Source organism: Wujia sp. (assembly GCF_056872695.1).
Genome location: NZ_DBMFCD010000005.1, coordinates 39,187 through 53,427 on the forward strand (window position 1 = coordinate 39,187; position 14,241 = coordinate 53,427).

The 14,241-nt window shown below is 46.8% G+C and carries 14 protein-coding genes; 6 read left to right on the plus strand and 8 right to left on the minus strand.

From position 1 onward, the window contains the following. Positions 1–65 precede the first annotated feature (65 nt). From ACZQK9_RS06300 to ACZQK9_RS06310, 3 genes are read left to right on the plus strand one after another with little or no spacing between them, the layout of a single operon-like run. Positions 66–812 (plus strand): LytR/AlgR family response regulator transcription factor, encoded by a 747-nt coding sequence (locus tag ACZQK9_RS06300; protein WP_483270017.1) that lies wholly within the window; start codon positions 66–68, stop codon positions 810–812. Then, the gene (locus ACZQK9_RS06305; RefSeq protein WP_483270018.1) at positions 809–2,182 is read left to right on the plus strand and encodes a sensor histidine kinase; all 1,374 of its coding nucleotides are present in this window, start codon (positions 809–811) and stop codon (positions 2,180–2,182) included. The genes ACZQK9_RS06300 and ACZQK9_RS06305 overlap by 4 nt, the downstream gene beginning before the upstream one ends. Positions 2,183–2,204: 22 nt before the next feature. Next, on the plus strand, positions 2,205–3,269 hold the full coding sequence (locus ACZQK9_RS06310) for an asparaginase domain-containing protein (protein ID WP_483270019.1): 1,065 nt from the start codon (positions 2,205–2,207) through the stop codon (positions 3,267–3,269). 112 nt (positions 3,270–3,381) lie between these two features. On the opposite strand, the gene ACZQK9_RS06315 is transcribed toward ACZQK9_RS06310, so the two are convergent. The 7 genes from ACZQK9_RS06315 to ACZQK9_RS06345 form a co-directional block, all read right to left on the minus strand. Further along, complete coding sequence (locus tag ACZQK9_RS06315) at positions 3,382–4,230, minus strand: patatin-like phospholipase family protein (RefSeq protein ID WP_483270020.1); 849 nt, start codon at positions 4,228–4,230, stop codon at positions 3,382–3,384. A 5-nt stretch (positions 4,231–4,235) separates the two neighbouring features. After that, positions 4,236–4,970 carry a lysophospholipid acyltransferase family protein gene (locus tag ACZQK9_RS06320; protein ID WP_253292221.1) on the minus strand — a complete coding sequence of 245 codons (735 nt, stop codon included), beginning with the start codon at positions 4,968–4,970 and terminating at the stop codon, positions 4,236–4,238. 67 nt (positions 4,971–5,037) lie between these two features. Beyond that, positions 5,038–5,979: a magnesium transporter CorA family protein gene (locus ACZQK9_RS06325; RefSeq protein ID WP_177971172.1), complete on the minus strand. Its 942-nt coding sequence runs from the start codon at positions 5,977–5,979 to the stop codon at positions 5,038–5,040. 86 nt (positions 5,980–6,065) lie between these two features. Next, positions 6,066–6,824, minus strand: coding sequence for a YlmH/Sll1252 family protein (locus ACZQK9_RS06330; RefSeq protein WP_483270021.1), 759 nt, complete (start codon positions 6,822–6,824; stop codon positions 6,066–6,068). 89 nt (positions 6,825–6,913) lie between these two features. Continuing rightward, complete coding sequence (locus ACZQK9_RS06335) at positions 6,914–7,708, minus strand: ABC transporter ATP-binding protein (RefSeq protein ID WP_021984572.1); 795 nt, start codon at positions 7,706–7,708, stop codon at positions 6,914–6,916. 5 nt (positions 7,709–7,713) lie between these two features. After that, a complete protein-coding gene (locus ACZQK9_RS06340; RefSeq protein WP_178018222.1) occupies positions 7,714–8,649 on the minus strand; it encodes an ABC transporter permease in 936 nt (311 codons plus the stop codon). A gap of 114 nt (positions 8,650–8,763) precedes the next feature. Then, positions 8,764–9,732 (minus strand): ABC transporter substrate-binding protein, encoded by a 969-nt coding sequence (locus ACZQK9_RS06345; protein WP_216507586.1) that lies wholly within the window; start codon positions 9,730–9,732, stop codon positions 8,764–8,766. 230 nt (positions 9,733–9,962) lie between these two features. Between ACZQK9_RS06345 and ACZQK9_RS06350 the strand changes: the two genes are divergently transcribed. From ACZQK9_RS06350 to ACZQK9_RS06360, 3 genes are all read left to right on the plus strand, one after another. Further along, a complete protein-coding gene (locus tag ACZQK9_RS06350; RefSeq protein WP_483270022.1) occupies positions 9,963–10,448 on the plus strand; it encodes an RNA polymerase sigma factor in 486 nt (161 codons plus the stop codon). Next, complete coding sequence (locus tag ACZQK9_RS06355; RefSeq protein ID WP_483270023.1) at positions 10,432–11,109, plus strand: hypothetical protein; 678 nt, start codon at positions 10,432–10,434, stop codon at positions 11,107–11,109. Before ACZQK9_RS06350 ends, ACZQK9_RS06355 begins: the two co-directional genes overlap by 17 nt. 121 nt (positions 11,110–11,230) lie before the next feature. Then, positions 11,231–12,031 (plus strand): BspA family leucine-rich repeat surface protein, encoded by an 801-nt coding sequence (locus ACZQK9_RS06360; protein WP_216507589.1) that lies wholly within the window; start codon positions 11,231–11,233, stop codon positions 12,029–12,031. Between the two features lie 504 nt (positions 12,032–12,535). Here the strand turns inward: ACZQK9_RS06360 and ACZQK9_RS06365 are convergent. Further along, on the minus strand, positions 12,536–14,188 hold the full coding sequence (locus ACZQK9_RS06365) for an EAL domain-containing protein (protein ID WP_216507590.1): 1,653 nt from the start codon (positions 14,186–14,188) through the stop codon (positions 12,536–12,538). Positions 14,189–14,241 lie beyond the last annotated feature (53 nt).

A 14,241-nucleotide genomic window follows, 5' to 3' on the forward strand; every position in this document is an offset into this window, starting at 1 on the left:
TCAAACTATGTTAAAATCTGTATAAATAAGTTAAAAATCGTAAATTGAGAAATAGGGGGATATCCATGCATATCGCAGTTGTCGATGACGATCCAAGAGAATTACAGATACTGAAGCAGACGATTCAGGACTATAGCCGCGCACACGATATCGCTGTCGTATGCGATTCCTACACTGCCTGCGCGGACTTTCTTGCTGCCTGTCCGGATACAACTTATGCATTTGTAATCTTTGATATCTATCTGCAGGATGTAACCGGCATTGATCTTGCTGTTTCCTTCCGCAAGGTAGCACCGCGGACACCGGTTATTTTTCTCACAAGCAGTCCGGAACACCGTGCTGATGCATTTCGTGTGCATGCCTTTGACTATCTGGAAAAGCCTGTCACGCCCGACATGATTGCCCGGCTGTTCGATGAGCTTGCTGTCACGCAGGAGAATTTCGCCGATGATACACCTGCGCTCCAGATCACGATTGACCGGAAAACCATCCCGGTTCTTTATTCCGACATCAGTTATATTACATCGGACTCGAATTACCTGCTTTTGCACGGGCGCGATACATACCGGTTCCGTATGCCATTTCGGGAAGCGGAATCAATCTTAACACAGGATACCCGTTTCCGTACGATCAACCGCGGGGTGCTTGTAAACTTCGATGCCGTCACACAGATGGAGGGTACTACGTGTACGATGGCAGATGGCACGCTCTTTACTATCCACCGGAAAAATGCATCTGCGATTACGCAGGCATATATCGCGCACCAGTTTGACCGCCGCACACGGGCATTATCCAAAGGAGGTATCCTATGAAGCTTTTCGACTTTTTCTTCCGCGCTGCCGAATATGGTGTTATCCTGCCCGGTGCCTTTCTATGTCTGATTCCGGTCGCAGACTGGCTTGTTATCCCGCCAAGGAAGCTGTACCCGGTGCTGGTTCCTGTCCTGGTCGCCATCTGTTTCCTGTTATCGTGGCTGGATACGATGGGCGATTATTATACGAACCTGTTCTTTTTCCCGTTGCTCGGTGTCTGTCTGATCGCATATTTTCTGATGGTGCGGCTGGAGAAGCTGAAGCTTGTGTATATGTTTGTATGCACAACCGCTGCGCTTTCCTTCGGCTGTATCCTGAACTACTATGTCATCGCACAGCTTGTTCCGGATTCCAACATTGACGACAACTCCATCCCGGGGCTTATTCTGCAGTACACAGTCAGCCTGGTCACAATGGGCATCCTGCTTGCCATGCGCAAGAAATTCCGATGGCTCTTTGAGAACTTCAACGCCCCTTCCTTCTGGCGGATTGCATGGCTGATGCCCGCCGTTATCACCTTCTGCAACATCTACATGATTCCGATTGATTATGCCAACATCCGGGTCGGCAGAGTTTTTCAGATTGCAATGGTGATCGAAGGTGTGCTGTTTTTGTTCTTCCTGCTGTTTCAGTTTCTGCTCTACACAATTGCGGTTACATCTGCCGAGAAGATCGAAGCATCAACCACTGCCCTGATGTATCAGCTGCAGGCAGATCAATATGAAAAAATGCAGACCTATCTGGATGAAACGCGGCGGATCCGTCATGATTTCAAACACACGATTGCCGTCTTAAATGAGCTTTCCCAGACCGGACAATTCGACAAACTAAGCGACTATATCTCGAACTATTCATCCGAGATTGCAAATGTACAGGCACCGATCGTCTATTGCGAAAACCCTGTTGTAAATGCCACAATCAACTACTATATTGAGCTTGCCAAAAGCTATGGCATACAGACGAAGCTTCTCGTGACACTCCCGGCAGAGCTGTCCATCTCGGATATTGATTTATGCCTGATCTTCGGAAATCTGCTGGAAAATGCGGTCACTGCCTGCAGACAGGTAAAACAAGCTTCCCGCTTTATCCGGCTGTCGGCAGACCTAAGCACTCCCGGCTGCCTGTACATCACGATGGTCAACAGCTTCTCCGGTGAAGTCCACAAGCAAAACGGGAAATATATGTCGACAAAAAAGAAAAAAAGCGGCATCGGTCTGACTTCGATACAGGCAACCACGCAAAAGCATCAGGGGTCATGCAGCTTTTATACAGAAGCAGATACATTTATTTCCAATGTCATGTTGAAGCTACAGACTGGCTCACCAGATAATGACAGTATCCGGCAAGCCGGATCGGTTCATACTAGATAGAAAAACAAGGATGGAACACTCTATGAATATCGCAGTTATTTTTACCGGCGGAACCATCGGTTCCACCATACAAGACCAATATGTATCCACAGACGCACAGGCACCGTACCATCTGCTTTCGATGTACGGGCAAAGCAGGAACTCATGCTTGTCAAAGGAAGCTGTAGATTTTACCACGTATGCCCCCTACACAACCTTGAGCGAATACTTAGATGGCTCCCATCTGAACAGGCTCATTGCATGCATTCGGAACGTACTTGTCACAGACACAGACGGCATCATCGTCACACACGGCACCGACACGCTGCCTTATACAGCAGCGGCACTTGGCATGATTTTCGCCTATGCGAAAGTTCCGATCATTCTCGTATCCAGCAACTATATCCTGGATGATACGCGTGCAAATGGACTCGTGAATTTCTCCGCTGCCGTTGATTATATCCGCGACTGGCAAACCGTATATCCGGCACCTGCCGATCACAAGACAGCCTCCATTCCTACACCGGTGTTTCAGCCGCTTCCAACCGCCGTCGGTATCTCCTACTGCAACACCGGAAGTACGCCGAAGATCTACAATGCGCTCGGTATCTACAACCATTATCCATTTGACGATAGCTTGTACGAACGTCCATATAACGAATATGCGTATGCCGTTGCATCGGTTCTAGAGGAATTTTCCGGTCAATGTCAGACAGTATCTGCAAATCAAAGCACGGACGATACTGCAACGGGTTCCCAAAATACTGTGGCAGCGACAGATTCATATGCATACTTCGATACCGCCAGCCCGGTCTGCTTCTTCCAGTCCATGCCGGGCATGCAGTACCATCTGCCGGATGATGCACGCGCTGTATTAATCCACGCCTACCACTCCGGTACGATTAACACGAAGAATCCATCCCTGCTTGCTCTCACCGAACGGGCGGCCCAAAAAAAGATTCCAGTCTACCTGACCGGAATCTCCACGGAATCCACGGATTACGACAGTAAGGCAGTGTATGAGTCACTTGGAATTATCCCGCTTCCGGAATACAGCCCGCTTGTCGCGTATATGTATCTGTGGTACAAATACAGCCGGGGAGACTAAACTATTCTCACCGTCATTGTTACTGCAGATATAATCCACCGTATTAGATTTATTTACTGAAAAAAAGTGTACGTCTTCATAACAACGTACACTTTTTATTATACAGATTCCGTTATCTTCCCTGCATGAATTCCCGCAGCTTCTGAAGATTCACTTCCATCTGACCGTAACCGTTCTGATAGAATGCTTCCTGCTTTTCTTTATCCTGTTCGAACTTGCTGATACTGTCTAACTCCGGACGAAGCACCAGAAGCTTTCCTTCCTTCTCGTAGCGGTCAATCCGGTCTAACTGCTTCGCGTACATCTCTCTCCTGCGCATCAGTGTATCATAGAACGCCGGATACTTCTTCTTATATGTCCGCATCAGTACACGCATCTTCCCATAGTTTGTCGGTGCTTCTTCCGGTTTTCTGGTCAGTATACAGACTACCCGGTCGCATCCAACCGTAAATGCCCGCTTCACCGGAATCGAATCTGCCAGACTTCCATCCATATAGTGAAACCCATCTAACTCGACCGGATTACACAGTACCGGAACAGAACACGATGCCTTCACTGCTGTCAGCATACGCTTCTCATCGTCTGTCTTCGCGATATATTCCGCTTTTCCGGTCTCACAGTTTGTCACCACAAGCTCCACTTCCGATGGGGACGCAAGGAATTTCTCAAAATCAAATGGGTACTGCTTGTGCGAAAACTCCATCACCATACGGTCTAAATCAAGCATCTTTTTGCTTTTGCGCATCTGTTTGACGCCATAATATGCATTTTCACCGCTTGCGGTAATTGTCCATTTGGTACGGCCTTTTTGCCCTGCCAGATAATTAACCGCGTTTCCAGCGCCGGCAGATACTCCTACCACATAATCAAATACTATCTGATTATCCATCAGGCAGTCCAATGCTCCTGCGGTAAAAAGCCCGCGGAACGCACCGCCCTCTAATACAATACCTGTCTTCACGTTTTTCATCTCCTCGGATCTGCTTCCTTTAATTCGTCCAGCTTCTCCTGTATTCTCTTCTTCACCAACTCACATACATCCGGTTTCCGCAGCTTCCCATATTCTTCATAAGGAATCTGTGGAAGAAAATGCACCTGTGTCCGGACCCTCTCGAAGGTGTTCGTATCCATCGACCGCCACGAATCGTAGATCACAACCGGTACGATCGGTGTCTTTGATTTTAATGAACACGCAAAACACCCGGACTTAAATTCCTGTAACTCATTTTTATTATCGGTGTAACCACCCTCCGGGAAAATCAAATATGGTTTTCCTTCCTTCACACGTTCGGAAATCGTCTTCAACGCCCCGATCTGCTGTTTCGGATCCTCAAACGATATCGTGGTTCCCTCCACCAGACCACATACCTGTCTTGCAACCAGACGGTCTGCGGATTTCTCTTCCCACAACATCGCACACGGCTTTGGATGTGCCAGCATGATCCCAAGTGCATCGTATTTGCCCTGATGGTTCGCATACATGATATAACCGCCATCCTGTGGCAGATTCTCCCTGCCATATACATCGGTTTTCGTACGGGCACGCCTGCGCATATGATTCTCGATTTTCATCGCATATGCATACCGTTGCTGTTCTGTGTATTTTTCTTTGTGTTTTATCATATAATTCGCACGCGGAATATGCGTGGCAACGAACAACGGACTCGTTGCAACAACGAATTTAAATCTCAAATTTTTCAATCTGTCTCAACCCTTATCTCCCCATGCCATCCTGCATAATTCTGTGTCTGCATGCAAACCGGAGCTATCACAACATCTTCTTTTTTCGCAGCACAATTGTCACAACAATGCAGATGACAAGCGTCAGCACACATATAATCATAAATCCCCATGGTTCCTTTGAAAATGGCATACCCTTGCCATTTACATTCATACCATATAATCCCGATATAATCGTCGGTATGGACATGACGATTGTAATCGCAGCAAGCAGCTTCATGATGTTGTTCAGACGGTTATCGATCACGGTTGACATCAGCTCCCGTGTACCCTTTAAGATATCCCGGTAGATCTGTGTCATCTCTATCGCCTGCAGATTCTCGACGATCACATCATCCAGCAATTCCTGATCCTCCGGGAATTTCCGGATTCCGCTATACCGTGTCAGACGGTCTACAACCATCCGGTTCGCACGTAACGATGTATCAAAATACACCAGGTTGGATTCCATCTCATGCAGGTTGACGATATCGGCATCCTCCGTTGCGCCTCCCATACGTTCCTCCATCTCAAGTCTGCGCCGGTCAATAATCCGAAGATACGACTGATATAACATGCTCGTCCGGTACATAATCTGATAAGTAAAACGCACCTGCTTCTTCGTTGTAAAATCCCGTATATTATTGACAATAAAATGCTTGAGCACCGGTGTCTCCGCCGAACACACCGTGATAATTGCATCGTCCGTCCATACAACCCCCAGCGGGATGGTTGTATATGCCTCCTGATTGTGTCGGATCTCAACCGAAGGAATATCAAATAATATCAAAACATAATCATCGTTGACATCCACACGAGATGACTCCTCATCATCGAGTGCAGCCCGGATATCTGCGAGATCTACATTATATCTTCTTGCAATCTCAAGACTCTCGTCCTGCGTTGGCGCTGTCAGATTGATCCATGTACCTGGCATAAACTCATCAATCTGTCTGAATTTTCCATTCTCTGTAATGTACTTACTGATCATATCCTTCTCGCCTCATTGTCTCCCTTTTTCATGGCAAAAGCCTCACTGTCACATATTTTATCACGACTTTTCCCATTCGGAAACCCCTAAATATATTTCTTTAAATAAATATTCACTCTGCCTTTTCGCGTCTCACTTCCGGCACCGCAATACCGGAACTTTCCGTACCCGCGGACCGAGAAACTATCGCCATCTTTTAAGACCAGACTGTTGCGCTCCTCGATTCTGCCATTCCGTGTAACTTTCTTCGACCGGAACATATCCAGCGTCTCGTTGCGGGAGCATTTCGTGACGGCTGCAACGATGGCATCAAACCTCGGTGCACTGACGATCACGTGTATATCCTCAAGTACAGGCTTCAGATCCTCGATTTCACCCTCCACGAGAGAGGTTTTCACGTTCGTATGTTTTATCTTTGTCAGTTGCTCCATAATATATGCAGCGATATTCTCCTGACAGAAAATATATGCCCGCTTTCCATCCTTTACCAGAATGTCTCCGAGCACAGACCGTTCAATCCCCAGATTCATAAGCGCGCCGAGAAAATCGCGATGGCTCAGATCTTCAGCGAATTTGTCCAGCAATGGTTCTACCAGAATAATCGAGATGGGAAACACTCCCGCATACCCAAACAATTCTTCCGAACCAAACTGCACCATCTGCCGTTCGCACTCCGGCGTTCCGCCGAAGCAGATCATCCCCACGAAGGAGAAATCCGCCTGCTTCTCATAGACCACCGCAAGCTCTGCAGGTGTCAGGAATCCGGTGTATGTATAAATATTTTGCCTGTATGCGCGCTTCGCCAGGTCCTGCAAACGCGCAATCAATACCTGTTCTTCATTCATAATTCTATCTTACCTGTCACCACGCCAAAACATGATGACCTGTACGCAACATCCACATCGCTCATTTGCAATCGTTCTGTCACGTTCGACTAGCCAAGAATCGCCTTATCGTTCGCAAATTCCTCGCCGCTTGCCTCTTCAAACTTGTGAAGCAGATCTGCAACCGTCAGCTTCTTCTTCTCTTCACCACGGATATCGAGAATGATATTGCCATCCATCATCATGATCAGACGGTTTCCGTGTGCGATTGCATCCTTCATATTATGTGTGATCATCAACGTGGTCAGATTATCGCGGTTGACGATCATATCGGTCGTCTGCAACACCTTCGCCGCAGTCTTTGGATCAAGAGCGGCTGTGTGCTCATCGAGGAGCAGGAGCTTCGGCTTCTTCAAGGTTGCCATGAGCAGTGTGAGTGCCTGTCTCTGACCACCGGACAGAAGTCCTACCTTCGATGTCATGCGATCTTCCAAACCAAGTCCCAGTGTAGCCAGCATCTCACGATACTTTGCATGCTCCTTCTTCGTGATTCCGGCTTTCAAAGTACGGCTGTCTCCCCGGCGGAGTGCCAGTGCCAGATTCTCCTGAATCTCCATTGTCGCTGCTGTTCCGGTCATTGGATCCTGGAACACACGACCGAGATATTTGGCACGCTTATATTCCGGAAGCTTTGTTACATCGGCATCCCCAATCAGAATCTGTCCCTGATCGACCGGCCATACACCTGCGATTGCATTTAACATCGTAGACTTACCGGCTCCGTTTCCACCGATGACAGTTACAAAATCACCATCCTCCAGTGTCAGATTCAGTCCTCTTAACGCCATTTTCTCATTGACCGTTCCCGCATTGAAGGTCTTATAAATATTCTTCAGCTCTAACATAGTATTTACGCCTCCTTCTTCTCTGCGGTTGCCGCAAGCTTCTTACCCTTGTTGAAATGCTTTCCCTTCCAGTAAGGCACTGCAAGGAATACCGCTACGATCAAAGCCTGGAACAGCTTCAACAGGTCTGTGTCGACGCCGAGCCAGATAACGATCTGCAGCACGATGAAGTAGATTACACCACCGATTCCGACCGACAGAAGCTTCAATGCGAAGTTCTTGAAGATACGGCTGAATATTGCCTCTCCGATGATAACCGATGCCAGACCGATGACGATCGCGCCTTTACCCATATTGATATCCGCAAATCCCTGATACTGTCCGAGACAAGCAGATGAAAATGCAACCAAACCATTTGAGATCATCAGACCGAGAACCTTGTTGAAGTTCGTGTTGATGCCCTGCGCACGTGCCATGTTCTCGTTACAACCCGTTGCACGAAGCGAGCTTCCAAGCTCTGTACCGAAGAACCAGTACAAAATTCCGATGACAACAATCATAAATATAAACACAACAAAGATAGAATTCTTATAGAATGCAACTCTCTTTATGTAACGCAGAGAAACTACCAGATCGTATTTGTCGACATTGATCGGCTGGTTTGCCTTTCCCATGATCTTCAGGTTCACACCCCACAGACCAAGCTGTGTCAGAATACCTGCTAAGATCGCTGGGATTCCCATCGTCGTATGGAACAAACCTGTTACAAGTCCCACGAGCATACCGGCAAGTGTCGCGATTGCCATCGCGGCTGCTACATGGTATCCCTTCTGCATCAACATAATACATACGGCTGCACCGGTACACATCGTTCCATCAACAGACAAATCGGCGATGTCCAGAATCCGGAACGTGATGTACACGCCAATCGCCATAATGCCCCAGATCAGGCCCTGGGCAATCGCGCCCGGCATGGCATTGAATAAAGCACTTACATCCATTTCTTTCTCTCCTTTATATAACAAAAATCGGGTAGAAAAACTCTACCCGACTACTATACTATAATAATACAGCAAAAATCAAGTAAATACGCTTGTTTTCGCTATGCTTTTCCATTACTCGTTTGCGATTGCCTCGTAATCGTCCGGTACGGTTATACCAAGCTCATCACAGATATCCTTATTGTATTTCTTCGTAAACTGTGGTGCATACTCGATCGGCATCTCCTCGATCTTAGACTCACCCTTCAGGATCTTCGCTGCCATCTTACCTGTTGCAACACCTAAATCATAGTAGCTGATAGAAAGTGTAGCGACACCGCATCCCTTACAGATACCTTCCTCACCTGCAACAACCGGAGTCTTTGCCGGCATGCAGATATTCTTGATGATCTCTGTATTGGCTGCAACTGTGTTGTCCGTTGGAACATAGATCACATCACTTGCGTTCGCTGCAGATGTAGTAACTGTCGAAAGGTCATTGGAATCTGAGAATGAATAATACTCACATGTATATCCAAGCTTCTCCAAAGCTGCCTTTACCGTATCTACCTGATACTGTGAATTTGCCTCTGCGGAACAATAAAGAAGACCAACCTTCTTTGCATCCGGGAACAGCTCCTTGATCATATCTGCCTGGCTCTCCAGTGGTGCAAGATCTGATGTACCGGAAATATTTCTGCCAACTGTACCGTTGAAATCAGAAAGCTCGAGTGCAACACCATATTCTGTTACAGATGTACCAAGAATCGGAATCGTGTCTGTACCGGCTGCGGCTGCCTGTAATGCAGGCGTTGCATTCGCAAGGATCAGATCTACATCGCTGCTCACAAAACCGTTGATGATCGTTGCACATGTATTAGCATCACCCTGTGCGTTCTGCTCATCAAACTTGATTCCGTCTTCACCAAACTCTTCTACCAAAGCATCCTTAAAGCCCTTTGTTGCGGCATCGAGTGCCTCATGCTGTACTAACTGACAAATACCTACGGTATAAGTATCATCCTTCTTGCCGCCACAGGCGCAAAGGGAAAGTGTCATTGCAGCAACAGATGCTACAGCAAGGAATTTCTTGAATTTTTTCATACTTCTCATCCTCCTCATCGACATGGGGTGTCTTTGTCCCATCTCTATCTTTTCGTTTCTTTGTTTCTTTCGCACTAATATGTTAACGAGTTAACGGTTTAGTGCAATAAAGTATTTCAGTAACCGATTAAACCACGATTTTTTTTATTTGTCAATATTTTGTAACCTTTTTCCTCTGCCATGTGTATAATCTTTGAAAGGCCTTTTGAAACAAACGGAGGATATGCTATATGAGAATACCAATACGCATATTGATTGACGAGTATCAATCTCATTTATACAGGATTGCCTTCAACATATGCAAGAACAAGGAAGATGCCGAGGATATCGTACAGGACACATTTGTGCAATACCATATCGCAAACAAGGAATACGATGACGAGTCTCACATCCGCGCCTGGCTGATGCGGGTTACGATCAACAAATCCAGGAACACACTCCGGTCGTTCTGGCGAAAGCACCGGCAATCCCTGGAATCCTATATGGAAGAGTTGAATTTTCCGGATTCACAGAGTGAAGAATTATTTGAAGCGGTTATGAAACTTCCTGAAAAACAACGCACCGTAATTCATCTCTTTTATTATGAGGATTATTCCATCAAAGAAATCGCAGATATCCTGAAGCTTAGCGAGAGCAATGTCAAAACCCGCTTAACCCGCGGACGGGCTATGCTGAAGGAACACTTAAAGGAGGCTTGGAATGATGAACAATCATGAGAATTATAAAAAAGCATTTGACGCACTACAGACGGATGCCGAGATCCATTTAAACCGGACAGCCATCCGGCACAGCCGCACCACACGTGTTGTCCGGCACATATGCTATACTGCCGCATGTCTGGTAATGCTTTTTGCCGCATCGAACGGCATCTGTTACGCAGCGACCGGGAAATCTCTCGTGCACACAATCATTGTTATGGCAGATGGCTCGAATGTGGAGATCTCCGAGGACGACAACTCGGTTACATTTACCATTGAAAAAACAGGGGATCTTTCTTACACGACCGCCGAGAACGGACGTCTGTATCTGAATCTGAATGATGAGAAAACAGACATTACCGATCAGTGCAGCGACACAGACTATTTCCGGAAGGATTACACTGATTCCGAAGGAAATAAGCATGTGCTCATCGCAGGCGGAACCGTGGAAAGCTACGGCTGGGCAGAGTATATCTTCAATGCAGAGGGAAAATATATTTTCAACACGATGAATATCCCAACTGACGAGGCGAATCCGGATGAGACGCCTGTATGGTTTGCGAAAGCTGAAAAAGACCTTGGAGTTGACGCAGACACCCTGTTAGAGCAGGGCGGTTCCTACAAAATAGATGAAACCGGCATCGAACAGACCGAAACCGTGACAGAATCTGCACAATAATTGATTTTGTCGTTGCAACTACCCCCTGTATCCGCTATAATCAATACAGACTGTTGTGCAAAATATGCAAATTATCATGCATTTTTTGTACGAATTGATTAGCAGCAGGGGGTATTTTTTTATGATAGCAGAAAAAGAAGAAATCGAACGTCAGAAAATATTCGGTCGTGACCATTTCGTATACGAAGAGAATTCTTATTTTATCGATGTCAATGATGACTCTGAGCGTATGTGGTTCCAGAACCGGATTGGTGTACCAAACTATAAATGGTTTCAGGAAGGTACCGGTGACAAGCACTGGGTATTGTATAACCCGGTCTGCTTCATGCCAACCAAGAACTGGAACGGTAAAAAGATTCTGAAATTTAACTACCGGGAATTCAAAGGGGGACGGCTGGAGGTTCCGATCAATGCAAGCAGCTGCTGCGGTATGTTCTCCTGGGTAACGCTTCCGGAGGGCTTCCAGATCGGCGGACTGTTCAATACGCGTGGCATCAAGGATATGAACCTGATGTTCGCAGGCTGTGTTATGCCGAAGGGCTTCTCGCTCGGTGACCATTTCCACACGAAGGAAGTCGAAGATATGCGCTATATGTTCTACCAGAGTTCTGTATCCGAAGCGTTTGATTTCGGTAAGATCTTTGATACATCGCATGTCACAAATATGGAATACATGTTCTCCGAATGCCGTATTCCGGATGGTCTGAAATTTCCGGAACGGTTCCTGACTGCGCAGGTAACGAACATGGATCACATGTTCTACGAAAGTATATTCCTGGGCAAAGCGGATTTCGGCGACGGATTCGTCGTATCGCCGGGCACGAACACGAACGATATGTTCACGGACTGCATGTTCGGGGACGAGAAGATTGATAACAAGTATAATCAGGATTTCAACTACGTGAAGTCCAGATTAAGTTGACGGTTAACGGAATTTGCATGTACACTAACTAAAAAGAAACCACATGGATACATTCTACGCAGACGCGCTCCCGCTCGGTTCAGCACGTAGCGGTACTAAATTCGCGCTTCGCACTCATTAAGTGCCGACGTGCTTCAACGGTCTGCTTTAGAATTGTATCCATGTGGTTTCTTTATTTACTTTATTGGTTTATGCAAATTCCTTACGCTTTACCTCAACCTTGCAAAGCGAAAGAAACACACCTGTCAAATGCACAGATATCCCGATCGGATTCGAGTAATATACATATGTTTGGAACTTAGAAGTTCTTAATGTTCTGTTCATACTCAGCAATGTTTGAACACGATGTTCAAACAAGCCGCCACTGAGCCACGGATGGCGAATTGGCGGCGGTTGCGTTCGGTATTATGGTGTAAATCAGAACATTTAGAACTTCTTAGTTTCAATACATCGTATTTACTCGAACCGATACTGGATATATGCAGTTGATATGGTGTGTTTCGTTTATTTCACATATTTCCGGTAGAACGTATCGAGTTCGAGCGGCTTGTCGTAGTAGTAGCCCTGGATGCATTCGACGCCTGCGTTTCGTACGATGGAGAGTGCTTCCACTTTTTCGACACCTTCCGCACAGACAGCGATACCAACCTTCTTGCAATATGTAACGATGAATTCGATCAGCGCTTTGTCCTTCGGTTTCTCCGTGATGCTCCGCGTCATCGTGTGGTCGAGCTTCACCATGTCGGCAGGAATGTCTTTGAGCACGGTCAGTGACGCATAGCCGGTTCCAAAGTCGTCAAGCGCAATGCTGACACCCGCATCCTTGAACGTCTGCAGGACGTCCGATAGAAATGACGTCTGCTCCACGCGGCAGCTCTCCGTCAATTCCAGCATAACTGCATCATGTGGAAGCTGATAGTGATCGAGCCGTTCCACGACATAACCTAAGAGCTCCGGATCTTTGAACTGTACATAAGACACATTGATCTGCAGGCGTTTCAGTGGCAAATGCCCGATCTGTTCCCGCCATTCGGCAAGTGTCTGCAGCGACCGGTCGATCACCCATTTTCCAACCCGGATGATCTCCTTGGAATTCTCCAGAATCGGAATAAAATCCATCGGACTGATCACACCAAATTCCGGATGGGTAAAGCGGAGTAATACTTCCGCTGCATCGCAGACCTCACTCTTCGTCTCCACGATCGGCTGCATTACAATACGGAAGCCCTTACAGTCTTCCTCCACGCACTCCCGGATTGCATCCTTCAGGCGTGTCATATATTTCTTCTGTGCGAACAGCTCCTTGCTGTAGAATACAACATCATCGGTATTCGTCAGTTTTGCATGATCAAGGGCGTAGAACAGATTACTCTGAATCTGGTCCAAGAACTCCCCATCCTCCGGGAAGAACGCTGCCGCTGCCTTAATCCGCAGGTGTACCACCTGACCGGATACAACCAGATTCCGCATAAAGTTGTCTACGAATTTCTTGTATTCTACAATACGCTCCACACCTGCATCCTGCATGACAATCGCAAAATTCGCCCCGTCCATCCGGAATACATGGCAGTTGTGGCGCACACCCTCACGCAGCTTGTCTCCGATCAGGGCAAGTACCTTGTCTCCATAATCATAACTGTATTCTGCATTGATCCGCTTGAAGTTCTCCAGTCCGATCATAAGGATTCCTCCCCGCACGCGGTCATCCAGTAAACAGTTTAGCTCACTCCGGAACTGATGAACAGTCCACAAATTCGTAACTGCATCGATTTTTGTCTGATAGCCCATATTCGTTACAATGCCACCAAACCATTCTGCTTTTCCATCCGCATCATAAGTCATGTATCCGCGGCAATTGACCCACACATACTCCCCTTGAGCGTTCTTGATACGATACTCACAGTTGTGATACGGCGTTACGCCATGGAGAAGCTCCATAAGACTATCTGTATATGCTTCCACATCCTCCGGATGAATCCGGCTGATCCATTCCCTCGTGGAATCTCCGAATATCTCCCCCGGCAATCCAAAATATTCCACTGCCGATGCAGACCAGCGTATCATGTCTTCTTTTAAATTGCCATAAAATAAAAATGTTTTGCCCGGTGCTTTGGATACCAGGTCAAAATAACGTGACTCAAATTCTGACTTGTCCACTCATACACGCTCCTTCCCTCATGCTTTTCATTCTCTTGTGTATGCATATCAGA

What these genes read in the sequence shown, in the direction of transcription:
- ACZQK9_RS06300 (WP_483270017.1), top strand. Translation starts at nt 66, where the DNA reads ATGCATATCGCAGTTGTCGATGACGATCCAAGAGAATTACAGATACTG.
- ACZQK9_RS06305 (WP_483270018.1), top strand. Translation starts at nt 809, where the DNA reads ATGAAGCTTTTCGACTTTTTCTTCCGCGCTGCCGAATATGGTGTTATC.
- ACZQK9_RS06310 (WP_483270019.1), top strand. Translation starts at nt 2,205, where the DNA reads ATGAATATCGCAGTTATTTTTACCGGCGGAACCATCGGTTCCACCATA.
- ACZQK9_RS06325 (WP_177971172.1), bottom strand. Translation starts at nt 5,979, where the DNA reads ATGATCAGTAAGTACATTACAGAGAATGGAAAATTCAGACAGATTGAT.
- ACZQK9_RS06330 (WP_483270021.1), bottom strand. Translation starts at nt 6,824, where the DNA reads ATGAATGAAGAACAGGTATTGATTGCGCGTTTGCAGGACCTGGCGAAG.
- ACZQK9_RS06335 (WP_021984572.1), bottom strand. Translation starts at nt 7,708, where the DNA reads ATGTTAGAGCTGAAGAATATTTATAAGACCTTCAATGCGGGAACGGTC.
- ACZQK9_RS06340 (WP_178018222.1), bottom strand. Translation starts at nt 8,649, where the DNA reads ATGGATGTAAGTGCTTTATTCAATGCCATGCCGGGCGCGATTGCCCAG.
- ACZQK9_RS06345 (WP_216507586.1), bottom strand. Translation starts at nt 9,732, where the DNA reads ATGAAAAAATTCAAGAAATTCCTTGCTGTAGCATCTGTTGCTGCAATG.
- ACZQK9_RS06350 (WP_483270022.1), top strand. Translation starts at nt 9,963, where the DNA reads ATGAGAATACCAATACGCATATTGATTGACGAGTATCAATCTCATTTA.
- ACZQK9_RS06355 (WP_483270023.1), top strand. Translation starts at nt 10,432, where the DNA reads ATGATGAACAATCATGAGAATTATAAAAAAGCATTTGACGCACTACAG.
- ACZQK9_RS06360 (WP_216507589.1), top strand. Translation starts at nt 11,231, where the DNA reads ATGATAGCAGAAAAAGAAGAAATCGAACGTCAGAAAATATTCGGTCGT.